This is a genomic window from Bacillus sp. FSL K6-4563, assembly GCF_038630405.1.
GTDB classification, from domain to species: Bacteria; Bacillota; Bacilli; order Bacillales; family Bacillaceae; genus Bacillus; species Bacillus pumilus.
The window spans coordinates 53828-77329 of record NZ_CP152030.1 but is presented as its reverse complement, the minus strand read 5'-3'; the positions used below and the strand labels follow the sequence as shown (position 1 = coordinate 77329).

24 protein-coding genes and 2 tRNA genes are annotated in these 23502 nt (G+C 42.2%); all 26 read right to left on the bottom strand.

Annotation, left to right across the window (positions count from 1 at the left end):
- Positions 1 to 67: 67 nt before the first annotated feature.
- On the bottom strand, positions 68 to 1075 hold the full coding sequence (locus MHH54_RS00410) for a serine/threonine protein kinase (protein ID WP_106030290.1): 1008 nt from the start codon (positions 1073 to 1075) through the stop codon (positions 68 to 70).
- Positions 1059 to 1793 carry a VWA domain-containing protein gene (locus MHH54_RS00405; protein WP_003217969.1) on the bottom strand — a complete coding sequence of 245 codons (735 nt, stop codon included), beginning with the start codon at positions 1791 to 1793 and terminating at the stop codon, positions 1059 to 1061. The genes MHH54_RS00410 and MHH54_RS00405 overlap by 17 nt, the downstream gene beginning before the upstream one ends.
- 77 nt (positions 1794 to 1870) lie before the next feature.
- The gene (gene spoIIE, locus MHH54_RS00400) at positions 1871 to 4354 is read right to left on the bottom strand and encodes a stage II sporulation protein E (RefSeq protein WP_003217965.1); all 2484 of its coding nucleotides are present in this window, start codon (positions 4352 to 4354) and stop codon (positions 1871 to 1873) included.
- Between the two features lie 204 nt (positions 4355 to 4558).
- Positions 4559 to 4630, bottom strand: a tRNA-Glu gene (locus MHH54_RS00395).
- A gap of 26 nt (positions 4631 to 4656) precedes the next feature.
- Positions 4657 to 4730 (bottom strand) — tRNA-Met (locus tag MHH54_RS00390).
- Positions 4731 to 4907: 177 nt separating this feature from the next.
- Positions 4908 to 5306 (bottom strand): S1 domain-containing RNA-binding protein, encoded by a 399-nt coding sequence (locus tag MHH54_RS00385; RefSeq protein WP_003217901.1) that lies wholly within the window; start codon positions 5304 to 5306, stop codon positions 4908 to 4910.
- 82 nt (positions 5307 to 5388) lie between these two features.
- Positions 5389 to 5763, bottom strand: a complete 375-nt coding sequence (locus MHH54_RS00380) for a septum formation initiator family protein (RefSeq protein ID WP_003217952.1) — start codon at positions 5761 to 5763, stop codon at positions 5389 to 5391.
- 18 nt (positions 5764 to 5781) lie between these two features.
- Positions 5782 to 6420 (bottom strand): spore cortex biosynthesis protein YabQ, encoded by a 639-nt coding sequence (gene yabQ, locus MHH54_RS00375; RefSeq protein ID WP_003217942.1) that lies wholly within the window; start codon positions 6418 to 6420, stop codon positions 5782 to 5784.
- Positions 6417 to 6725 carry a sporulation protein YabP gene (gene yabP, locus MHH54_RS00370; protein ID WP_003217974.1) on the bottom strand — a complete coding sequence of 103 codons (309 nt, stop codon included), beginning with the start codon at positions 6723 to 6725 and terminating at the stop codon, positions 6417 to 6419. The genes yabQ and yabP overlap by 4 nt, the downstream gene beginning before the upstream one ends.
- A 74-nt stretch (positions 6726 to 6799) precedes the next feature.
- Positions 6800 to 7060 (bottom strand): RNA-binding S4 domain-containing protein, encoded by a 261-nt coding sequence (locus tag MHH54_RS00365; protein ID WP_342500566.1) that lies wholly within the window; start codon positions 7058 to 7060, stop codon positions 6800 to 6802.
- Positions 7057 to 8541 carry a nucleoside triphosphate pyrophosphohydrolase gene (mazG, locus tag MHH54_RS00360; protein ID WP_342500565.1) on the bottom strand — a complete coding sequence of 495 codons (1485 nt, stop codon included), beginning with the start codon at positions 8539 to 8541 and terminating at the stop codon, positions 7057 to 7059. The genes MHH54_RS00365 and mazG overlap by 4 nt, the downstream gene beginning before the upstream one ends.
- Entirely contained in the window at positions 8531 to 10135 is a 1605-nt protein-coding gene (locus MHH54_RS00355) for a polysaccharide biosynthesis protein (protein ID WP_342500564.1), read from the bottom strand. The genes mazG and MHH54_RS00355 overlap by 11 nt, the downstream gene beginning before the upstream one ends.
- Before the next feature lie 193 nt (positions 10136 to 10328).
- Positions 10329 to 10865 carry a stage V sporulation protein T gene (gene spoVT / locus MHH54_RS00350; protein WP_003217990.1) on the bottom strand — a complete coding sequence of 179 codons (537 nt, stop codon included), beginning with the start codon at positions 10863 to 10865 and terminating at the stop codon, positions 10329 to 10331.
- 139 nt (positions 10866 to 11004) lie between these two features.
- Positions 11005 to 14538 (bottom strand): transcription-repair coupling factor, encoded by a 3534-nt coding sequence (mfd, locus tag MHH54_RS00345; protein WP_342500563.1) that lies wholly within the window; start codon positions 14536 to 14538, stop codon positions 11005 to 11007.
- A gap of 67 nt (positions 14539 to 14605) precedes the next feature.
- Positions 14606 to 14836: an anti-sigma-F factor Fin family protein gene (locus MHH54_RS00340; RefSeq protein ID WP_003217967.1), complete on the bottom strand. Its 231-nt coding sequence runs from the start codon at positions 14834 to 14836 to the stop codon at positions 14606 to 14608.
- A 55-nt stretch (positions 14837 to 14891) separates the two neighbouring features.
- On the bottom strand, positions 14892 to 15458 hold the full coding sequence (pth, locus tag MHH54_RS00335) for an aminoacyl-tRNA hydrolase (RefSeq protein ID WP_003217909.1): 567 nt from the start codon (positions 15456 to 15458) through the stop codon (positions 14892 to 14894).
- 139 nt (positions 15459 to 15597) lie between these two features.
- Entirely contained in the window at positions 15598 to 16224 is a 627-nt protein-coding gene (locus MHH54_RS00330; RefSeq protein WP_003217956.1) for a 50S ribosomal protein L25/general stress protein Ctc, read from the bottom strand.
- A 137-nt stretch (positions 16225 to 16361) separates the two neighbouring features.
- The gene (locus tag MHH54_RS00325; protein WP_003217907.1) at positions 16362 to 17315 is read right to left on the bottom strand and encodes a ribose-phosphate diphosphokinase; all 954 of its coding nucleotides are present in this window, start codon (positions 17313 to 17315) and stop codon (positions 16362 to 16364) included.
- A 22-nt stretch (positions 17316 to 17337) separates the two neighbouring features.
- Entirely contained in the window at positions 17338 to 18708 is a 1371-nt protein-coding gene (glmU, locus tag MHH54_RS00320; RefSeq protein ID WP_003217924.1) for a bifunctional UDP-N-acetylglucosamine diphosphorylase/glucosamine-1-phosphate N-acetyltransferase GlmU, read from the bottom strand.
- 198 nt (positions 18709 to 18906) lie between these two features.
- A complete protein-coding gene (spoVG, locus tag MHH54_RS00315; protein ID WP_034324487.1) occupies positions 18907 to 19203 on the bottom strand; it encodes a septation regulator SpoVG in 297 nt (98 codons plus the stop codon).
- Positions 19204 to 19428: 225 nt separating this feature from the next.
- Complete coding sequence (ridA, locus tag MHH54_RS00310; RefSeq protein ID WP_003217959.1) at positions 19429 to 19806, bottom strand: 2-iminobutanoate/2-iminopropanoate deaminase; 378 nt, start codon at positions 19804 to 19806, stop codon at positions 19429 to 19431.
- Positions 19807 to 19843: 37 nt separating this feature from the next.
- Entirely contained in the window at positions 19844 to 20677 is an 834-nt protein-coding gene (purR, locus tag MHH54_RS00305) for a pur operon repressor (RefSeq protein WP_003217919.1), read from the bottom strand.
- A 55-nt stretch (positions 20678 to 20732) separates the two neighbouring features.
- Positions 20733 to 21602: a 4-(cytidine 5'-diphospho)-2-C-methyl-D-erythritol kinase gene (gene ispE / locus MHH54_RS00300; protein ID WP_034620899.1), complete on the bottom strand. Its 870-nt coding sequence runs from the start codon at positions 21600 to 21602 to the stop codon at positions 20733 to 20735.
- A 146-nt stretch (positions 21603 to 21748) separates the two neighbouring features.
- Positions 21749 to 21934, bottom strand: a complete 186-nt coding sequence (locus MHH54_RS00295; protein WP_342500562.1) for a small, acid-soluble spore protein, alpha/beta type — start codon at positions 21932 to 21934, stop codon at positions 21749 to 21751.
- Between the two features lie 163 nt (positions 21935 to 22097).
- Complete coding sequence (locus MHH54_RS00290; RefSeq protein ID WP_003217979.1) at positions 22098 to 22355, bottom strand: Veg family protein; 258 nt, start codon at positions 22353 to 22355, stop codon at positions 22098 to 22100.
- 213 nt (positions 22356 to 22568) lie between these two features.
- Entirely contained in the window at positions 22569 to 23453 is an 885-nt protein-coding gene (gene yabG, locus MHH54_RS00285) for a sporulation peptidase YabG (protein WP_034620903.1), read from the bottom strand.
- Positions 23454 to 23502: the final 49 nt, after the last annotated feature.

Sequence of the window (23502 nt, the reverse complement as noted above, 5' to 3'; positions counted from 1 at the left end):
TAAAGATATACATATCCTATCACTTTCAGTAGCTCCAAGCAAAGATGAAGCCTGCTTTTTTACAGGTCTATAGCAGGAACAAAACTACATATGCACAGTAAAGAGCAAGTACACTGCACACGATAAGAACAGTTTCAAAAAGCCCGCCTGATTTTTGGCGTACTGATGTTCTTTTTGCTGCTGCAACTCTCGATCGTGAAGTCGCCTGTTGATTTTGTTGAACAGCGGGCTTTTGCCCGTTTTTTTGCTGCTGCTTCTTTTGACTCGCTTTTCTTGAAGCGATCAACTGTCCTTCTTTCAGCATTGCACTCTTCATAGCCGCCGCTGATTGATATTTACCATGTAGAGCAGCCTTTAACACCCTTTCATAACGCTTTAATAAAGGATGTCCTTCAATGGCTCTGTAAAGCTGCTTTTCCGGTTCTGCTCCTTTTTTGAATTCTTTCTTATACGCACAGTTCACCATCACCATGCTTAAGGCAAACAGATCATAAGATGGCTCTGCCTTTCTTGTGCCGAATCCCCAATAGCCTCGATCAAAAAACTCGGTATACTCCTTGATTGCCCTGCCTGCTTTTGTCGTTCCCCCTACATCAATGCACCGGATCGCGGCCGGGGGACCTGACACGATGAGATTATCTGGCTTCAAGTCACCAAAAATCCAGCCTTCTTGATGTAAATGAGCCAGGTTAGATAAAAGTTGAACCATTAAAACAACGATCCACTCATCACCTTTTTGTTTTACAAATTCAAGTAGTAATGGGCCTCTGACATACTCCATCACATAAAAGGAACGCTTTTGAAGCATGCCGGGATAAATCGCATCATCCATATCATAAAAAGAAGGCCCCATGGTTTTCACAGGAGCCTTAGAAAAGGATTTTAACACATTGACTTCAGATGCAATGAGCATACTGTCATCACTCACTTTAAGGGCTACTTGACCATTTGGCGATTCGGCTAGATAGACAATACCGTTCGCCCCTTTTCCTAGCTCTTTTACGATGCGGTAATGATGGTGATGCCATTTCCCTTGAATCACCGTGCCTAACGGAATGTTAGAAGCCGAATTCATCATGCTCTTCCTTTGCTTCAAGCAGCCCTTTACGTGAACGAACTGATTTGAAATGTTGGAGTGCTTCTCGAAGGGCTGGTCCAGTTGGAGTAATTCCTCCCGTGGTCAGTTTCGGGAAAATAGATGACAGTGAATCGAATCGAGGCGTCCAATTCAACACAATTTCAGCATCTGAGTTTTTCCCGGGAAATATACACATTCCAAACTGATTTTCACCAATTCTTGAATTTAAACTAATGGAGAGGTCAATGAGTGCTTCTTTAACGGTCGGCAGCTTCGGTTTCATACTTGCACTTGTATCAACAAGCACAAGTACTTGAAGGTGAACCGTCTCTCCTAACTCATCGACTACTTCCATCACTTCCCCGCGCTTATCAGGCGGAAGCTCTTCAATTTCAGTGTCCTTACCAAGGATTTGCTGCAATTCTTTATTCACAACACCTTGCAAGGTTTGTGTCATCGCTTTTTTTGTAACCATTTGTACCGTTTGAGATAACTGCTGGACGTAGACAACTTGATGAATGCCTCCGCCTGCTAGAGCAATCCCCTCAACTTCTTTCATTGCTTCATGATCGTGTCTGTTTTCCTCCATAATGCCAATGACATTGACTGTAATCCCTTGTTCCTTTGCCAATGAGGCAATCGCAAGTGGATCTTCCCCGTGATTTGAGCAGCCATCTGTAATCAATAAGATTTGGTTTACGTGACCTTTTCGCATCTTCATTCCTCCTGGGATCGTAACTGAATGCTTTATATCCCCATCATCGCCAGAAGAAATTCATATTATACGATATTTCAAGAAATCTCTTGTTTCTCAAGATAGAATGTACCAGTCGGAATGGATGCCCATTTAGGCGTATTGTGATCAAGCCTGATGACAACAACCGTCATATCGTCATCAATTTGACCCGATCTTGTTCGAATGACCTCTTCCATTAATAAATCAGCAATCTCTTGCGGATCTTCTGTTTTAAAGCTTTTCATTTTGCGTTTCACCCAGAGATCATGATTTTCAATATGCTTTGGTCCTTCGAAAATGCCATCACTCATCATAATCAGCAGATCTCCTGCCTTCATCTGTTCACTCACAACCTCCACTTCAAATTCATCAATAATCCCAATCGGTAAGTTGCTCGCTTGTACCTTCATCACCTGATCACCCCGTTTAATAAAGCTGGGTGTTGAACCGATCTTAAGGAATTTACAGCTCGCATCCTGTAAATCAATAATGGACAAATCTAACGTTGAATAGATTTCATCTGTCGTTCGTAAAGATAAAATACTATTAATGGTTTTAATCGCCACTTTTTCATTGATGCCTGATGCCAATATTTTTTCTAACAGCTTAATCGTTTCATTGCTTTCAAAATGAGCCCTTGCTCCATTGCCCATTCCATCACTAATAGCCGCGGCATATTTGCCCGCACCCAGCTCCATCATGCTGTAGCTGTCTCCAGACACTAATCCTCCGCCTTTTGCTGCATGCGCTACGCCTGTAGCCACTCGATATGATTTTGCAGAGCCAAATACAACGTGGCAATAGCCTGTTGGGTGCTCTGCACACTGCTCTGCTTTGACTAAAATCTGTTCTTCTAAAATATCTGAGAGCATAGGGGCGATGATTTTTTCACATTCACCATGGCCCTGGCAATATGGGATTCTCATTTCAATATCGACATTCCCCTGCTCCAAGCTATAAATTTCTACTTGCTGAATTTCAATTCCAAAGTGCTGAAGTGCTTCTATCATCTGCTCTTCTTGAATAAAATGCTGTTCTCTTTCCCGTTTTATTTCCCGGGAAAAATCCTCCATCACTTGTGAGACACCCATCAGTTGTTCAGCTACAAGGCGTCTGCTGTCTTGGACTTTTTTCTTCAGAGTCTGGTTGGCTTTATAGTAAGCGATCTCCTCTTCAATCAATTCCTCAACATGTTTTGATTTTGAGCAGTGCTGGCTAAATTTCTTCTTCAATTTCCGGTTTTGCTCGTAGGTTTTTTCATCAGATTCATGCATAACTTGTTTCATCAGTTCATAGGTTGTATCAAAGTTCTGCACCCAGCATTTATTTTTCTTATAGCACGTTTGACAGGATCGTTCTGTGATCGTACTTAAAAAAAGATCTACATCCTCTTCCTGTTTCTTTTCTTCAGGAATGGAATCGTAAAATGTCGCAAAACTCTCAGACAGCGCATGAAATACATTAGAAAATTGGTCTACCTTTTTTGCTGTCACATCTCGTACTTTCCGGGCGTATTGTTGCTGTTCCTGTACATGCTCTACCGTACCAGGAATATATTTCGCTACCTTAGAGGTCACTGATTGTGGCGTGAGCAAGAAGAGCGCAACCGCAATCAATGATTCATATAGCGTGGTTATGAGTCCTGCTGATCCTTCTCCGTACAAGGAAATAAGTAAGGAACCCACAATTAAGCCAATGGCTGCGCCTGCTTTCTTCCCCTCTTTCAGCAATCCCCCTAATAAACCTGAAAAGGCAAGAAGACTCATCTGATATAGGTTTCCGATGTTAGCGAGACCGAGAATTAATCCAGTCACGACACCCACTGTACAACCAATACTCGCTCCTCCAATAAAGGCAAAGCTCAGCACTACATATCGTGACAAAATATGCTCTGCCTGCATTCCTTGAAATGTGATGCCAGCCAGACCTGTTAAAACTGAGGCAATCAAAATCATAAAGCAAATAATTTCTTCAACCTTTAAGGAGTGTTTGATTTTCCTAACGGTAAAAATCGGCAGGCTTTGAAGGAAAATCAGTGTCAAAATGAAGGCAAGTCCTGCTTCAACACCCGCCATGACGTAATCGTAGCTTTGCACAGCACCTTGCTCTAGGTAAACAAATGCTCCTCTGGTGATCAGCATTGACAGCACAATGACAACCGGCAATGTTTTCACTGGGTCTTTGATGATGAAAGAAACCACCTTGGACATAAGAAGGAATACGATCAGCGACGCAAACACAAACAATGCATTTTGAGGTGATATCGTCATGGCTCCAGCAAGTAAAGCGAGACAAGCAAGCATGGACTTATCTCTTTTGATAAGTAGCATGGAGCCAAAGAAAGGCAGAGCAAACGGCATAATTTCAGATAATATAAAGGCTCGTCCTAATAAAAAACCAAGAACGACATAAATAAACCCTTTATAGAAAAAAAGAGAATGCGTATGATGAAGAAACAGGTTTTTCATCTTTTTTAACCCTGCACTGATTCTTTCAAACCCCGCTCCTGTTAAATCAGTTCTTCTTTCTAGTTTTTCCATCTTTTCATCCCCCACCTGATATTCGTTGCTTGTCATTATAGCGAAGGTGAAAAAGAAATTTTGTCAAAAGAAGTTGTCGTTTCCATAAAACGTTCGACGCTTTATTCGTCAAAAAGGCATACTTTCATGAAAGTCGATGTCTTTCATCAGAATTTTACGAAGACACAAAAAAACAGCTTTCCTAAAGAAAGCTGTTTTCGAAGATGACCCGTACGGGATTCGAACCCGTGTTACCGCCGTGAAAGGGCGGTGTCTTAACCGCTTGACCAACGGGCCTTGCTTTTATGTTCTAATAAAAAGGATAGCGGCGGAGGGGATCGAACCCCCGACCTCACGGGTATGAACCGTACGCTCTAGCCAGCTGAGCTACACCGCCATAATAAAAATGCGCTAAGAAGCACAAGATCTATAATACAAAGGAATCGCTTGTCCGTCAATAGGAAGTTTTAAATTAAATGACGAAATCTCAAAAAATGTCGTATAGATCAAGAAAAAAAGCACCTGCGGACAGCAGGTGCTTTGTTGTGAAAGATATATAGAAAGCAGCAACAAGTTAACCTCTTCTTGCTCCGCGTCCCCCACGTTTTGATTCCGTGTTACGTTTTAAAGATGTTAAGCGGTCTTCACTATCTTTTAAGAATTTGTTCATTTTTTGCTCAAACGATTCCTTCGGACGGAAATCATTTCTGCTCGGTCTTGATTGTTGTTGTTGAGGACGATCTTTTGCTTTTTTAATGGACAAGCCGATTTTACCGTCTTTTTCAACGTTAATCACTTTCACTTCAACTTGTTCACCGACTTTTAAATGCTCATTAATATCTTTTACATAGTTATCGGCTACCTCACTGATATGAACGAGACCAGTTGAACCGCCTGGCAACTCCACAAAAGCTCCAAAATTTGTAATGCCCGTAACTTTCCCTTGTAACTTGCTGCCAACTTCAATCGACATAAAAAAAGTGCTCCTCCTTAGACTTATAAAAAAATCTCATTTGTTCAATTATACATAAACTGAATTTTAAGTGTCAACAAGGCTAATCGCTCTTATTGCCCACATCAAAGATTTTTTCGCCTTTTTTGGACATATAATAGTCTCGTCGTGCCAGTTCGAGTACGTATTCCTTGCTTTTCAGCTTTTTAATTTCATCAGAAATATCTTCCTGCTTTGTTTGTAATTGCTTTAATTCTTTTTCGAGCGCAACCTTCTTCTCTTCTTTTTCCTTTAATGAGGACGATTGCGACCAGAGGGCACTTGTCACCAAGACAGCAAACATGAGCACGATCACACCAAACACGGTAAGCCTTCTAAGGAGTCCACGGCGTTTGCGTTTTAAGCGTTGCGCTTGCTGTTCCATTTGTTTTTGGTAATCATTTTGAATTTGTGCGATATTTCTTTTTCTCTTGTTCAAGGTTGAAGGCCTCCTCTCTTACTTTGTCCAGAATTGTTTCCATTTCGTTTTGATGGTACCAGATAATTTCTTGGTCCCTTGTAAAATTCCTGCTCCTTTAGAGAAAAACAATCTCATTGATGTTCGCCATTTTTCGGGAATCCGATGAATAATGGTCACATTAAGTAACCAGATGAGCGGATAACAAACAATGGACAGCACCTTCCACACGAGCCGAAACGTAAAACGAACAAGACGTAAGAGCGAGTGGAACAAGAACAGTATAACACTTATGACCATTGTGACAATCCAACGGATCGGCTGGAAGACGATCGACATGACCAGCCTTTTAAGGATGAGAACGGTTTGATAAATACACATCGTGATAAATTTGAGAATGTTCATATACAGCTGTTTCATCAATGCCTGATACATCGAGAAACCTAGTGCAACGGCTAGAAAGATATAAAGCCTGAATTCTCCCTCATTTGTCAGCAGCAGAACATAAAAGAATAAGAGACCCTGTACCAGCCAAAAAAGGAGATCGTGTATAATCAAAAGCCATTTTGCTGTCTTTTCCCGATTCACAAACAGCTTGTACGTATCAAGCGATGCGCCCAGCCAGATGCCCATCGCTACCATCGAAAGCATCGTATAAAACTGGACTGTCAGCGTCATTTAAACAGCTTGCTAAAAAATCCTTTAGCTTTCTCCCCGTGCTGCTCATCTACATAAATTAAGTCAAAGACACGTCCTTTAATCGACACAACGCCTTTTTCGACGTCTAGGTTTTTCATTTGCAGATTTTCTCCACGGATAGCGAGAATCCCCATGACCGTCTCAAGCAGAAATTCTTCATTATCAAAGCTTTCCACCTGTTTGACGCCGGTAATATCTAAATGCTTTCTGTTTCGCATTGTGATATTGTGCTCCGCTTCTGATGACAGCTTCGTGCCTTGAGGTTGATTATAATATTGATTCATTTATACATCCCCCATATCTCATACTTGCATTGTTACTGCATTGTATGTGACAGGAGGATCATTTAGAACAAGCCCTATTCTGTTGTTTTTTCTTCTTTTAGCACAGTATACATGCCAGCGGCTTCTTCTTTTTTCGTTGTGTCCTTTAACTCGTTGACTTGAACCGTCACTAGTTTTTGACCAAAACGGATTTTAAGCTCGTCTCCTTCTTTCACATCAGAGCTGGCTTTCGCCTGTGTGCCGTTAATCGAAATTCTGCCTTGATCAGCGACTTCTTTTGCCAATGTTCTTCTTTTGATTAAACGGGACACTTTTAAAAATTTATCTAATCTCATGTATGCTCACCTCTTTCTATACGTTTGGCATCGTTCCATAGATCGTCCATTTCCTCTAGCGTTAAGTTCTCTAATGAACGTCCCATGTCCTTTGCTTTTTGTTCGATATGCTGAAAGCGACGCATGAATTTTGTGTTGGCGGAAGCGAGCGCCGTTTCAGGTTCTAGCTGATAGAACCTTCCAATGTTGACGAGAACAAACAAAAGATCTCCAAATTCGTCTTTCATCTGCTTCGTTGCACTTTCGTCCGGCTTCTCTGCCACTTCAACGAGAAATTCCTGCTTTTCTTCTTCGTATTTGTTCCAAATATCTTTCACATCTGTCCAATCAAAGCCTACTTTGGCGGCTTTCTTTTGGAGCTTATATGCCTTTGTTAATGCTGGAAGCGTCGCCGGGATGGATTGCAACATAGAGGCTGCCCGCTCCGGCTTCTCCTGCTGCTTGATTTTTTCCCAGTTGACGACCACTTCTTCTGCTTCAGAAACATTTGTGTCACCAAACACATGGGGATGTCTACGAATCATTTTTTCTGTGACATGCTGGATGACGTCATCAATTGAGAAAAAGCCGTCATCTTCACCAATTTGAGCATGAAGTAACACCTGCAGCATCACATCTCCGAGCTCTTCCACCATATGGTCTGGATCATCTTCATCTATCGCTTCAAGCAGTTCATAGCATTCTTCAATTAAATAGGGTTTAAGTGACTCATTGGTTTGTTGTTGATCCCATGGACAGCCGCCCGGACCTCTTAATGTACGGATGACGTCACGGAAGGTGTCAAATTGTTGGTAAAGCAGCTTTTCATCTTGAATCGGAGGCACATAAACACTCGTTAAGTTATTTATCGACACATCTCGATCAAGTTCAAATAAAGGAACGGCAGTAATCTGTTCCAGGCTGCTTCCAGCCGCAGTCACAATATAGACTTCATAATCGTCTGGAAGCTTTTCCATCAGCGTGAGTTTCACATTCGAAGCGGTGAGCTGATCATATACCTGACAAATGAGGACATGCTGGGTCAATTTCAGATCGTCCGCTCTCATATCTCCTGCATCAACGAATTGGAATCCCTCGATGGGGTCGATCTGCAAGGAGTTAAACGTCGCATCCAAAAAGCTTTGTCCACCAGCAACGGACACCTCAATCCCGCGCTCTTGCTGCTGAGAAACTAATAGCTGGACGGTCTTTTCAGCGACAAATGGGTGACCTGGTACTGCGTACACAATCTCCTTTTCCGCAGCCTCTGTAAATAAAATTTCCGTGATTTCCTGATAGACCGAATCAAACTGATCGTGCTTTTCATAAATCTCATCAAAAAAGGTCAGCGATGGAACCTCCTGCATCAACTCTGCGGTAAGCGGGTGGTCCTGCGTTCTCATAAATACTTCTTTCGCCTGCTTCAGCTGCTTGTATACACCGAGCGTCAGCTGATCCATGTCTCCTGCCCCAAGACCGACGACGGTAATCTTACCTGCCATTTTGATTCCCTCTCATCTGTTTAAAATATAAAATCTTTTCTCCTAATGGAATGAGTCTCCATTCCTCGTCCGTAAATACTTCTAGCTTAAGAATACTATATAAAAAGGCGAAACCACCAATAAAAACTGACGTCAGGCTCTCTAAAACGGAAAAAGGACGTTTTTCAAAGGGAATGACCCAAGAAAACAGTGCCTGATACCCTATTAAGACAATGGCCATGAAAGCGGCCGATAAAAGAATTTTCACTGGGAACAGCTCTCTCAACGAAATCCATCCTTTATGCCTCAAATAAACGGCATTGAGCAGAGCGGCAGCGAGAAAACCGCACACGGTTGACCATGCGGCACCGTAGATGCCAAATAGCGGGACCAGTGCAAGCGTAAGTATCCATTTCACCAGCACACTGAGAAGCACCACAACAGCCGGATACACAGTATGCCCAAGCCCTTGAAGTAAAGCTGCTTGCGTAATCGCAATCGATGTAAATGCGATGGAAATACAGAATATTTGCAGCGCATCGGTACCTAAATCATTACGAAAAAGCATGGTATTGACTGACGAAAGAATACAAATCAGCCCAACTGCGGAACCAATCCCTAAAACTGACGTGGTTTTAAACGATGTACGTACTTTTTGCCTGATCGCTTCATGCTCTCCATTCCTCATGGCAGCAGATAAAAATGGCACAAGAGAGGTCCCGATGCTAATGGCAAACACTGTCCCTAGCTGTAAAAACGGCTGCCCTCGATCATACACACCTTTTGCCGCCTTTGCCGCGGCTTCACTCAGTCCTTCACTGCGCAGCAACGCATACAGATGAAAGGCATCAATCATTTGCATCCATAAAATGAGCAATCCGCTGACACAAATCGTGAATGTATACAGCACCAAACTCTTCAAAACATCCTTTTTCCGAAGTGTCGCCCGCTTGACTGTCATAGGTGCAGAAGACTGTTTTCGGTAAGTCAGCCAAAGGAAAAGAAGCAGTATAAGCGAGGCCGCGCTTCCCGCTATGGAGGAGAAGACTGCACCCGCCCCTGTTTCATAAAGCGAATAGCCGTGCCTGACGAAATAGAAGGATAAAACAAGCAGGACGCCTACCCTGATGAGCTGCTCAACCAATTGAGAAACAGCCGTTGGAAGCATCATACCGTCACTCTGAAAAACGCCTCTCAGCATCACGGTAAGCGGCAGGAATAAAAACACGAAAGCACTCATTTGGATGAGCAGGATTAATTGACTGTCCGCCATAAGGCTCGCAATTCTACCTGCTCCTATGTAAAGACAAAGAAATAAGACTAGGCTCAGTAAAGTGATATAGACCAAAGATACCCTTGTAATGATCCTTCGATTTTCTTCCCCATGCTCACTCAGAAGCTTGGACACCATGACAGGAAACCCTGTGGTGCCGAGCATGATCGCAATACCAAGGAAGGGGTACACTTGCTGATAAATATAAAACCCTGTGTCTCCTACGATGTTCTGGAACGGAACACGATAAACGGCACTTAGTACCTTTGATAACAAGCCTGCGATGGTCAAAATCACCGCACCCTGGAAAAGCCAATGCGGCTGATTCACAGCATTTTTCATGGATGACTCCTTTAAAAATAGATCTACAGTTAAACGCACTCATTATATCATACGTGAATGAAAAGCCGTTTCTTTCTAAGGAGTAGACGGCACATTTCTCGTTTTGTTTCATTCCATATAAAAAACGCCGACAAAATCAAATGATTTCATCGGCATTCTTTCGTTTCATCAAAATGATATAGAATTATTAGACCTAGTGTTCCATTTGACGGGCTAGGAAGCCAGCTGCTGTTTCTGCCGCTTTATGCTCCACTTCCCCCATTGAACGCTCTTTAGAAAATAAGACGACGGCGCCAATCGGATCTCCGTTTGCAACAATAGGTGCAATGGTATAAGCAGATACGTCATCATCAATACCATCGACAAGTTGAATTTCTTTTTTGCTTTCTTCTAATACAGAATTGCGCTGGTCCATTGTTCGTTCAAGTAAATCACTGATGGATTTGTTTAAGTACTCTTTTTTCGAACTGCCGGATACAGCAATATACGTATCTCGATCACAAATCAGGATGGAATGACCCAAACTGTCGAATAATGCATCAGCATATTCCTTCGCAAAGTCTCCTAGCTCACTAATCGGCGAATACTTCTTCAAAATGACTTCTCCATCGCGGTCGACGAAAATCTCAAGCGGATCTCCTTCCCGGATGCGCAATGTTCTGCGAATCTCCTTCGGAATAACCACTCTACCTAGATCATCGATGCGGCGTACAATTCCAGTTGCTTTCATTCACTGCTGCCTCTCTTTCGTTTGATGATGTGTTGGGTGAATGGAGCAAAAGCGTCCACTTTATGCAACATTCACCACTTGACCCTGAGATTAGTATCCGTCACATCAACCGTAATATACACGAGAGACAAACAAATTTTTATGAAGATGGAATGGTTTCTTTTTTCACATCTTGAAGACCCCGAAGCATATTCAGAACGATTTCAAGCCATTCCCCTGTCTTCTTGCCTTTCGTTTGGACAGAAATAATTAGCTTGCTGCCTTCCATTCCTAAGCCAATATCACGGCCATATTTACTGCCGAGGGCAAATAATTTTTGACCGTCGATTTCACTGCTTGATTGCTCTTCAAGGGTGAGCCTGACAATGCCTTTCTCCATCTTGATCAGTTCGACACGTTCCTGCACTGCGTATACTTTCATCGTCGCAATCGTGAACAAGTCCGCCACTTCTTGCGGATATTCACCGAATCGGTCGATCATCTCATCTTGAAGCTCTTTTCGCTCTTCAATTGATCCAATCGCTTTGAACTGTTTATACATCTCGATCTTTTGCTTCCCATCCGAAATGTAAGTGTCCGGGATGTAAGCATCGATTTGCAGATCGATTTCCGGTTCGAATTTATCTTGAGCCGTTGTATCGCCTCTTCTTTCCTCAATGGCTTCTTTCAGCATTTGAGAATAGAGGTCGAATCCAACAGAATCAATGAATCCATGCTGCTGTGCACCAAGTAAATTTCCTGCTCCTCGAATCGTTAAATCACGCATCGCAATTTTAAATCCTGATCCGAGCTCTGTGAATTCTTTAATAGCTTGAAGTCTCTTCTCTGCTACTTCAGAAAGAACTTTATCTTTTCGATACGTGAAATAAGCATATGCGACACGATTCGAGCGTCCTACTCGTCCTCTTAGCTGGTACAGCTGAGAAAGCCCCATTTTATCCGCATCGTGGACGATGAGCGTGTTCACATTTGGAATGTCGACTCCCGTTTCAATGATGGTGGTACTGACCAATACATCTGATTCACCTTCAAGGAAATTGATCATCACTGATTCCAGCTCGTTCTCACTCATTTTCCCATGTGCATAGCTGACTTTCGCATCTGGAACTAACATAGAGATTTCATCTGCTTTTCGTTCAATATCCTCGACACGGTTGTACAGGAAGTACACTTGACCACCGCGTGCTAGTTCTCGCTCAATCGCTTCTCTGACTAAAGCGCCATTGTACTCGACCACATAGGTTTGAACAGGGAAACGGTTTTCAGGCGGTGTTTCAATAACCGATAAATCCCGTACGCCAAGCATAGACATATGCAGCGTACGCGGAATTGGCGTAGCCGTTAATGTCAGTACATCGATATTGGCTTTCATCTGTTTAATTTTCTCTTTATGGGTCACACCAAAACGCTGCTCTTCATCAATAATCAACAAACCTAAGTCTTTATAGACAATATCTTTAGAAAGCAAACGGTGTGTACCAATAACCATATCAATCGTTCCATTTTTCAACCCTTTTAACGTTTCGGTTGTTTCTTTTCTTGTACGGAAACGGCTCAGCTGAGCAATTTTGACCGGATAGTCTTGGAATCGGTCCATAATCGTGTCAAAATGCTGCTGCGCTAAGATGGTTGTCGGCACGAGTAGAGCAACTTGCTTCCCGTCAGCAATTGCTTTGAAGGCGGCTCGAATCGCCACTTCTGTTTTTCCGTATCCCACATCTCCACAAAGTAGGCGGTCCATTGGACGCTCCCGCTCCATGTCTTGTTTGATTTCATGAATCGAACGGATTTGATCATCTGTTTCCTGGTAAGGGAACGCTGATTCAAACTGGTGCTGCATCTCATGATCAGGCGAGAAGGCATACCCTTTGCTTGCCTCACGCTCTGCGTACAGCTTAATGAGATCATCTGCGATGTCCTGTACAGAGGACTCTACTTTTTTCTTCACACGTTTCCAATCGCTGCCGCCTAGTTTGTACAGCTTTGGCTCTTTACCTTCTGATCCCACATATTTCTGTACCTGATCAATTTGTTCAACCGGTACATAAAGCTTGTCGCTTCCTTGATAATGAATATTTAAATAATCTTTATGAATGCCGCCGATTTCAAGCGTTTCAATTCCTAAATACTTACCGATCCCGTGGTTAATGTGCACCACATAATCGCCGACTTGAAGCTCTGAATAGCTCTTAATTCGCTCTGCATTGGTCAACTTTTGCTTACGCGCCTGCTTCTTCACACGTTTCTTGAAGAGCTCGCCTTCTGTGATCACGGCAATTTTCGATAACGGCAGTTCAAAGCCTGTTTGCAGCTCACCTTGTAAAATATACACCTGCCCGCTTACAAGCTCTGCGGCCGGCTTGGCAAGAGCGGCTTCAATGTCGTAATCATGTAAGACAGAAGACAGTTTGTCTGTCCGCTCTTCATCCGCACCTAAGAAGACAACTGTGTATTGTTGTTTTTTGTAGCGTTCAATTTCACTTGCAAGCACATTCATCTGACCGTGGAAATTCTGCATTTGCTTACTAGATACATTGACGATATTTTGCGGATTTGTCTGCTGGACATGTCTCAGGAACAAGGAGTAGTACAGAATCGACCGCGATTGCTGATTGATCAGTTGTTGGAACGGGAAAGAAAGGGATAAATCATGAAGAATATTGCCTTCTTCAAGCAGGCTAATTGTCCAATCGGCTTCTTCCTGCTCAAGCTGTTCTTCCATCTCCTGAATCCTGCTAATTTCATCTAAAATAATAATCGTATCCTGTGAAGTGTAATCTAGCAAACTAGCAGGTTTTTCATAGAAATAGGACAGGTACTTCGTCATTTCCTGTGTCACGATACCTTCTAGCAGCTTCTCTCGATCAGCAGAAATATGTTGATGCAACAATTCTTTTTGCTGGTCCGAGTTGAATTTCTTTAAGCTCTTCGCAAGTCCTTGATCAAGCTGTTCAATGGCTCTCACTCGTTCAGGCCCTCTCACAATCAGCTCTTTTGCGGGACCGATTTTAATTTCTTGAAGTGTTTCTAATGAACGCTGTGTATCCGAGTGGAATGTTCGAATTGAGTCTACTTCTGTATCAAACAGCTCAATACGAATTGGGTGATCTTCCGTTAACGAATAAATATCAATGATTCCTCCGCGCACACTAAAATCTCCGGGCGCAGCAACCATTGACGTCCGGTCATAACCGATTTGTACAAGCTGTTTTGAAAACGCCTCCAAATCAATTTCTTCACCAAGCTTTAAATAGATCTGACTCTCCTTCCAGAGCTCAACTGGCGGAAGCATTCGACGCACCGCAGCAGCCGGGGTGACGATAATGGGGTTTTCTCCATTCGCCAGCCGGTTCAGAACATCTAGACGCTGTGCTCTGAGCTCAGGGCTTGCAACGGCAATTTCTGAAGCAATGAGTTCATTCACAGGATAAAGAAGGACCGAGCGATCTGACATCACACTGGCAAGATCATCTGTTACCTTCTGCGCTTGATACAAGTTGTGAGTCACAATAAACATTGGCCGCTTAAGTTCGTCTGATATAGCGGCTGTAAATAAAGATCTGACGGAGCCTGATAGTCCGGCGAGCAGCTGTTCTTTTAACCCTTCCTTTAGCCCATTAAAAATGGACTGAAAATCATCACTTTGTTTGATAAATGATTGTATATTTTTCATTTGGCTCCTCCTCCCTGCTTGTTTAAAACAGAAAAACGCTTTGGTCTATTATCTACACCAAAGCTTTTTATTGAATAAAGGTATGATACTGATGGTAATCAGGATTTCTTTCGAGCGCCTCTTGGCAATCCTCACAAATGGTTTGTACATGTAAATCACCATTTTCCCTATAAGAAATCATATCGTTTCTTTCCTCATTTGTTAAGTGATGAAATCCAAGTGCTTCACTTTGAACAGCGGATTCATCTAGACTGCCAACCTTTACACCACAGTGCCGGCAGTAATAATGCAAAGCCATACGTGATCCTCCCATGCTGAGATTTTATGATCAGTATGTGCTTTGCTTATCATTCTTATACCTTTTTGTTAAAATCATTCATCACTTCTAAAAATGGCTTAGTTAAAGCCGCCTCACAAGCTTCAACAGACGCCTGAATGGCTGATGCAATGTCAGGCTGCTCCTCTTCTGAAAAGCGTCCTAGCACGTAATCGACGACTTTCATGCCATTTTGAGGGCGTCCAATGCCAATACGGAATCGATCAAACTCAGGTGACCCTAAATGCTGAATCAACGATTTGATTCCATTATGCCCGCCAGCACTTCCTTTTGTACGCAAACGAATCCGGCCAGTTGGCAAATCAAGATCATCATAGATGACTTTCAAATGTTCAAGAGGAATATCATAGTAATCCATTAGCGGACGCACGCATTCTCCTGATAAGTTCATATATGTAAGCGGCTTTACAAGTAGAACCTTTTGCCCTGAAACAAACCCTGTTCCAAACAGTCCATTGAATTTTGACTGATTTAAAGGGATGTCCCATTTTTTCGATAATTCATCTATTGTCATAAACCCGACATTATGTCTTGTTTTTTCATATTCTTTTCCTGGATTACCCAATCCAATGAATGCAAGCATGAAACCAATAACCTCCTTTGTCACAAAGCACACGCCTAAAAAATGAGCCAATAGGATTGCCTCATGTAAAACGTATGAATTCTTTTCATTCTAGCACAAAAGACGCAACCGCGGGAGGGTTACGTCTCTAAATGACCAGTTATTCTCCATCGTTATCCTTTTCTTTAATGGCCTCAGGTTCTTTTGGTTCCTCTGCGCTATCTGGTTCAGGAACCTCTGATTGCTGAGGCGGTAAAATGGATGCCACGACTTCTTCTGGATCGTTATTCACTTGATATGATGACTGAACAGACAAATCAGCGACTGTTAGGACATCATTCACTTCTAAGTTTGTAATATCTGCTTCTATATGCTGAGGGATATCTTTTGGTTTCGCTGTAATGGATAGTTCAAATAGTGGCTGCTGAAGCACACCGCCATCTTTTACTCCTTTAGATTCGCCAATCAGTTGAACAGGTACATCCGCTTCAATTTCACGCTGTAAATCGACCACTTGGAAATCTGCATGGACAAGCTCATTTTTCAGCGGGTCTGTTTGTAATTCTGTGACCATCACAGATTTTGTTTCACCGTTCACGTCTAGTGTGATGATTGTATTCTTCCCTTCATCACGTAAGGTCTTTAATAAATCGATGCTGTCTAGTGAAACAGCCAGGTTGTCTGTATTTTTTCCGTATATGACACCAGGAACGTGTCCTGAATGACGGATTTTTTGCAGTGTGGAACGTTTGAAATCAGTTCTTTTATTTGCTTTTAAAGTTGCCATATTCAGCACCATCCTATTTCATTTTTGTCACTACTCTCATAATTACCCATAACCGAATCATTTTAAACCTATTTGCTGTGAATGATGATAGCAAAAAGACCCTAAGCGGGTGCCTAGGGCCTTTTTTAATCAGAAAATTAGCTGAAAAGGTAGCTCACAGATTCTTCTTCATGTACACGGATGATGGCTTCTGCAAGCAAAGGCCCAACTGAAAGTGGAATGAATTTTCCAACTTTCTTGTCATCTGTTAAGTGAATACTGTTTGTCACAACTAATTCTTTAATTTTAGAATTTGTGATACGTTCTACTGCTGGTCCAGACAATACTGGGTGAGTACAGCAAGCATAGACTTCAGCCGCTCCATTTTCCACAAGTGCATTTGCAGCAAGTGTAATGGTACCAGCTGTATCAATGATATCATCGATGAGAATCGCCGTTTTGCCTTCAATGTTACCAATGATGTTCATCACTTCAGCAACGTTTGGCTTTGGACGACGTTTGTCGATAATTGCGATTGGTGCTTTCAGGCGATCTGCCATTTTACGCGCACGTGTTACACCACCGTGGTCAGGAGATACAACGACGATATCATTCAAGTTTTTCTGTTCGAAATAGTTTGTTAAGATTGGCACAGCCATTAAGTTATCGATTGGAATATCAAAGAAACCTTGGATTTGCGGCGCATGAAGATCAAGTGCAATGACACGTGTAGCACCCGCTGTTTCAAGTAAGTTCGCAAATAGCTTCGCAGTGATTGGCTCACGAGGTTTTGCCTTACGATCTTGACGTGCATATCCGTAATAAGGGATCACAATATTGACCGTTTTCGCAGAAGCGCGTTTTAGTGCATCTACCATAATGAGCAGCTCCATAATGTGCTCATTCACTGGCGCACTAGTGGATTGAATGACATAACAATCACAGCCGCGGATACTTTCTTCAATATTGATTTGGACTTCACCGTCACTAAAGCGTTTAACAGAGCTCTTTCCTACATCAACTCCGATACGATCGGCAATTTCTTTCGCAAGTTCAGGGTTTGAATTCAAAGAGAATATCTTTAAATTCGCATCAGCATAACGATTAGACATGGTAAACCTCCGGGTATTTGGATTATTTTTTATGAATATTTTTCACATAATCTTCTTTATTGACTTGTCTTGCTCTAGCAATAGACAATGCATCCTGCGGTACATCTTCTGTAACCGTTGAACCAGCTGCAACATATGCCCCTTTTCCGACAGTGACTGGTGCCACGAGATTAGAATTACAGCCAATAAAAGCGCCATCTTCAATCTTCGTTAAGAATTTGTTCTTCCCATCATAGTTGACTGTAATAGATCCACAGCCAAGGTTTACATCAGTTCCGACCTCTGCATCTCCAATATAGCTTAGATGAGATGCTTTGCTGCGGTCACCGAAAACCGTTTTCTTGATTTCGACAAAATTCCCGATCTTCACTTCATCGCCAATTTTCGACAACGGGCGAATATGAGCAAACGGCCCAATTGTCACATCGACTCCAACCTCACTATCGCAGACGACAGATTGCTTAATCACTGTGCGGTCTCCGATGATGCTGTCAACAATTTCAGTGTTTGGCCCAATAGTGGCGTCTGCACCGATTTTCACATTCCCTTTGATGACCGTCCCAGGATAAATCATTGTATCTTCACCGATCACTGCATCAGGTGAAATATACGTGTTCTCAGGATCAATCAAGGTCACACCATTCTTCATATGCTGATGATTAATACGTCGCTTCATGAATTGCTCTGCTTGTGATAGAGCGATACGATCATTGACTCCAAGTGTTTCTTCAAAATGCGGTGTTTGATATGCTGCAACCGTTTGTCCTTCATTCTTTAAAATTTCAATGACATCTGGCAAATAGTATTCGCCCTGTGCATTTTCATTCGACACTTGCTCAATCACACGGAAGAGATCTTCATTTGAAAAACAATAAGTCCCTGTATTAATTTCATTCACTTGACGTTCCGCATCATTCGCATCTTTATGCTCCACAATTTTCACGACAGCACCAGTTTCGTCACGAATAATACGACCATAACCTGTCGGGTCATCCGCATGTGCTGTTAAAATAGTGACTTTCGCTTGATGTTTTTGATGCTCGCTCAACATAGCTTCCATTGTTTCCGCTGTCAATAATGGCGTATCACCACAAATGACAATGGTTGTTCCCTTTTCCTGCGCAAGGAACGACTTTGCTTGCTTGACGGCATGTGCTGTTCCCAGCTGTTCTTCTTGAAGTGCATACTCACTTCTGTCTCCAAGCTGCTCTTTGACGTTCTCTGCTCCATGACCGACAATCGTCACTAGCTTGGCTAAAGAAAGCTTTAACGCTTCATCTGCCACATGCTCGACCATTGGCTTTCCGCAAACTGGATGAAGTACTTTGTATAGCTTTGACTTCATTCTCGTTCCTTTTCCCGCTGCTAAAATCACTGCGAACCGCTTATCCATTGATTGGCCTCCAATATCCCTATTATCCATAGAAAAATATATCCTAAATAAGGACTGATTTCAAGGATACATGAGGAAGTACAATATTTTTCTAACGGATGAAACATATAAGACACATGAGGAAAAACGCAAAAAAGACAGCATTTAAAAGAAAACATCCATTTTCTCTTAAAGCTGCCTTTTTAGGTTAACGTATCATTAAGAAGCTCCAGCTTCTTCATATTCAATTGTCTCTTCCTCTTCGCCTAAGCGATGATATTCATTTAATACAGCATCTTGGATTTTTCCCCGAGTACCTGAATTAATTGGATGTGCAATGTCGCGAAACTCTCCATCAGGCGTGCGTTTGCTAGGCATTGCAACAAACAAGCCATTGTTTCCATCAATCACACGAATATCATGAACAACAAATTCGTGGTCCAGCGTGATGGATGCAATCGCCCTCATGCGACCATCGGTATTCACGCGGCGTAATCTTACGTCAGTAACTTCCACAGTAGTTCACCACCTTTTCCCAATATAAAAGCATTACTTAGGTATTCAACGATTGTGGTGATTCTCCTGCTCTTTTTTTAAACTTTTTTTGAAATATCGGGATATTTATACATTTTTTGTCACTTTAGTGACGACGCTTACATTCTCTGCGCGAAAAAAAGACATCATGATGATGTCTTTTCCTGCATATGATGAAACCAAACGGCTTTCGTTACGATTGCCTGTTTACTTTACTAATGCAATCACTTCAATTTCTACGAGTGCATCCTTAGGAAGTCTTGCCACTTCCACACAAGAACGAGCTGGCTTATGTGTATGGAAATACTCACCGTACACTTCATTTACTTCTGCGAATTGTTCCATATCTTTGATAAAAACTGTTGCTTTCACGACTGTTTCAAAGGAAGCACCTGCTGCTTCAAGTACGGCCTTAAGATTACGGAACACTTGATGAGTTTGTTCTTTAATATCTCCATTTACAAAGTCTCCAGCTGCCGTTAATGGAATCTGCCCGGAGCTGTAAAACATGTTATTGACAATAATCCCTTGAGAGTAAGGTCCAATGGCTGCTGGTGCATGTTTGGTTTGAACAACTTTTGTCATATCAATCTCTCCCATTCAACTACATGTTTATCAATGCTTAAGCTTTCGAATGAAAAAACTCGTGGAAATTGCCTTCATTGATCTCAATGATCTTCTGCTTCATATCAATGGTTGAAAGCTTTAAAAGCGATACATATTCATCAACGAGACGTTCATCTACGCCTTCATCTTCTAAAAGAACACCGATCCCTGCAACATTTGCATTAAATTCCTCAAGCAAATTCACCATGCCGTTAATGGTTCCGCCAGCTTTCATAAAGTCATCAATGATCAGGACATTGGATCCTTTATCTAAGCTCCGCTTTGCAAGTGACATGGTTTGAATTCGATTAGACGAACCTGACGCGTAGTTAATACTTACAGTTGATCCCTCAGTTACTTTATTATCTTTTCTAACGATCACAACCGGCACATTTAAATAACCCGCAACAGAATAGGCAATAGGAATACCCTTTGTCGCAACAGTCATGACGACATCAATCGCACGATCTGCAAAGATGGTCGCAAATAGCTTACCGATTTTCGCAAGGATTGAAGGATTCCCTAAAACATCGGTTAAATATAAATAACCGCCAGGAAGTACACGTTCAGGAGTCGATAGAGCTTCTCCGATATCGTTTACCACGTCGTCTGCTTCTTTTAGGTGAATCTTTGGAATATATTTCACTCCGCCAGCAGCACCAGGTACAGTAAGCAACGTGCCTATTCCCTGCTGTTCGAAGGTCTGTTTGATAATCGTTAAGTCTTCACTAATGGAGGACTTCGCAGATTGATATCTTTCTGCAAAAAAAGTTAACGGTACTAGTACGTGCGGGTGGGCTAACAAATAATTTGTTAAGTCCACCAATCTGCCGCTTCGACGAAACTTCATGAACTTACCCCCAGAACCCGAATAATTTATGATAAATATAACTTAATATACGGATTTAATCAAGGGCATTTTGTTCGCCGATCATGCGGACAGCGTATACTTGATCACAAAATCCTCTCAGTCCGTTATATATTCTTTGTACCTTCGATTCATATTGAATCAAGCCAAATACTGTAGGGCCGCTTCCACTCATTAAAACAGCGTCAGCACCGAAACGCTTCATCTGTCTTTTGATCATATCTACTTCTGGATACATCTTTAATGTCACAGACTCTAGAACATTTCCGAGTGAGCCGCACATCTCTTTATAATCTTTCGCTTCAATCGCTTCAATCATACGCTTTACATTCGGGTGTTCTACTTTGCTTGCGTCATATTGTCTATAGACTTCAGCTGTAGATACCCCAATCACCGGCTTCGCTAAAATCACCCAGCAATGCGGCGGTGTCGCAATATGCTGCAGCTTTTCTCCACGTCCTGTCGCTAGTGCTGTGCCTCCGTGTACACAAAAGGACACATCTGAGCCGATCTCCGCTCCAAGCTCAGCTAGTTCATCTAACGTGAGGTTTAACTTCCACAAACGATTTAAGCCGCGAAGTGCTGCTGCTGCATCACTGCTGCCTCCAGCTAACCCTGCTGCGACTGGAATTGTTTTTGTGATGACAATGGATACACCTTTTTGAATACCGAACCTTGTTTTAAGTAATTTAGCCGCCTGATAAGCCAAATTACGCTGATCATCTGGCACGAATCGATTATGAGATGATACACGGATTTCATCCTTGTCCAGCTCCGTCAGCTCAAGTCGATCTGCAAGGTCTATTGTTGTCATCACCATCTCCACTTCGTGATATCCATCCGGTCTTTTTCCATGAACATCAAGTGAGAGATTAATTTTCGCCGGTGCTTTTTCTAAAATACGCAAACATTTCACCTACTTCTCCATCTAAACATAAGTATCAATATTGTATCACATTTGATCGATCTGATGAATATAGGCTTTTACGCTGAGCACACTGACTTTTTCATCAAAAAAAGCCAGAGACACCCGAGGTATCCCTGACCGTTTTTCTATCGTTGATTCTCATCCTGAGCCATGTGCTGTTGAGCTAATTCAATGGCACGTTTGACCATATTACCTGCGTCACGCGCACGAATCTCTCCCCAGCCTCCATTTTTGACGGCATCATAAAATCCAAGATCCTTCGCCAGCTCGTATTTGAACTCATCTGACATAATGCCTCGGCGTCTACCCAAACGAAACAGCCCCTTTAGTCGAGAATTCGAATCAGTGCCACCGCTTGTGTGGCTTTCTTATTTTGTATCGAATCCTTTCTTTTACCCCTTTCAAAAAATGGACAGACTCCCATTCAGAAAAAAAGGCAAAACAAAAAGCAGTAAACAAAAAGTTCACTGCCCATTAATAGGCGACTGAGCTAGCGGTATCATCGAACGTTAATTCGACCGTCTCAGTCAGTATATCTGCATAACTATAAGAAACTCTTTCAAACGAATTCTCATCTTGATCTAATTGAATCACAAATACAGAAGGGTACGTTTCAGCTAAAATGCCCGAACGCTCAATTGTTTTACGGCGGCCCCCGTTAGCCTTTAACGTCAAACGTTTACCTAAGTTACCATCAAGCGATCTTTTGATGTCGGACAAAGTCTTCGCCATTGCATCCACCTCACTGAGATAATTATACAACAACGGCCCGTTTTTGTCAAATAAAAATTAAATTATATCAACGAACACGAGCCATTGTCAACAAAATAATTTTGACAAACTTCTACCTTTTCTCCTCCCTATTTTTCTCAATTTCCGGTGAATTATGTATCCTTTTGCAATTTCTTTTTGAACATAAAAAAAACCAGACTGAAATCAGTCGGGTTATGTCGATTCATGATCTCTTTTATATGGCATACCTACCCTTAGAACACCCTTCGTCTCGATGCCTCCGAGCCCTTTTTCTCTTGTTAATGTATTTCGGAGCACATCCCACACGTTGATTCGATCTACAAATGGAGTGAAGCTGATCTTCGCAACGATATAGACGGGGTCGAGCGCATGGATATTCACACGGGAAGGCGAGCTCGCAAAATTGGCACCTGCTTGGATCAATGATTCGAAATGAGATTGACAGGCACCAGCAAAGATCACAAGCTGATCTAAATGAGGGATTTTCCGTCTGGCTTTTTGAACCGTTTCAACGAAATGCCGAGAATGACGATATGCACTGATATCATGTACGCCGCCCTTTTGCTTGGAATACGCATCATGTCCTGTGATAACCAATATATCTGGCCGATATTGATCAATTAACGAGTCAATCATGCTTGGCATTTTCTTCTCATGGCAATGCACCCCATACACAGGTACACCAATTCGTTCATATACATCTAAGCATTTCTTTAAGTATGAAGCATCTCCATCTAAATGAAGGACCTTTCCAGGCATGTGAAAATACTGCTCCTGATGCTGATATTGTCCAGAAGTATAATACTCTTGTTTTTCCCGCAGCAGCTGATAATCCTGTCTTAGTAAATCGAGCGATTCATTGATTTTTCTTTCGTCATTTTTCTCTCTAGTCAGCTGTTCCTCTTTTTGAACCTTGACGAGATCTGACAACTTGGCATCAGCAATCAGCCTCACTTCATTCCCATGCAATATGGCGGTGGCTTCGTGCTGATCGGTCTCATCAATTCGAATAATTCGAAACAAAATATCCATTTGATAGGATGCCCTTGTCACCATATCTCCTATTTGAAATTGCATGCTTTTCACTCCACAATCAGGCTCATATCCTGTTGGTATCGTCTTGCGC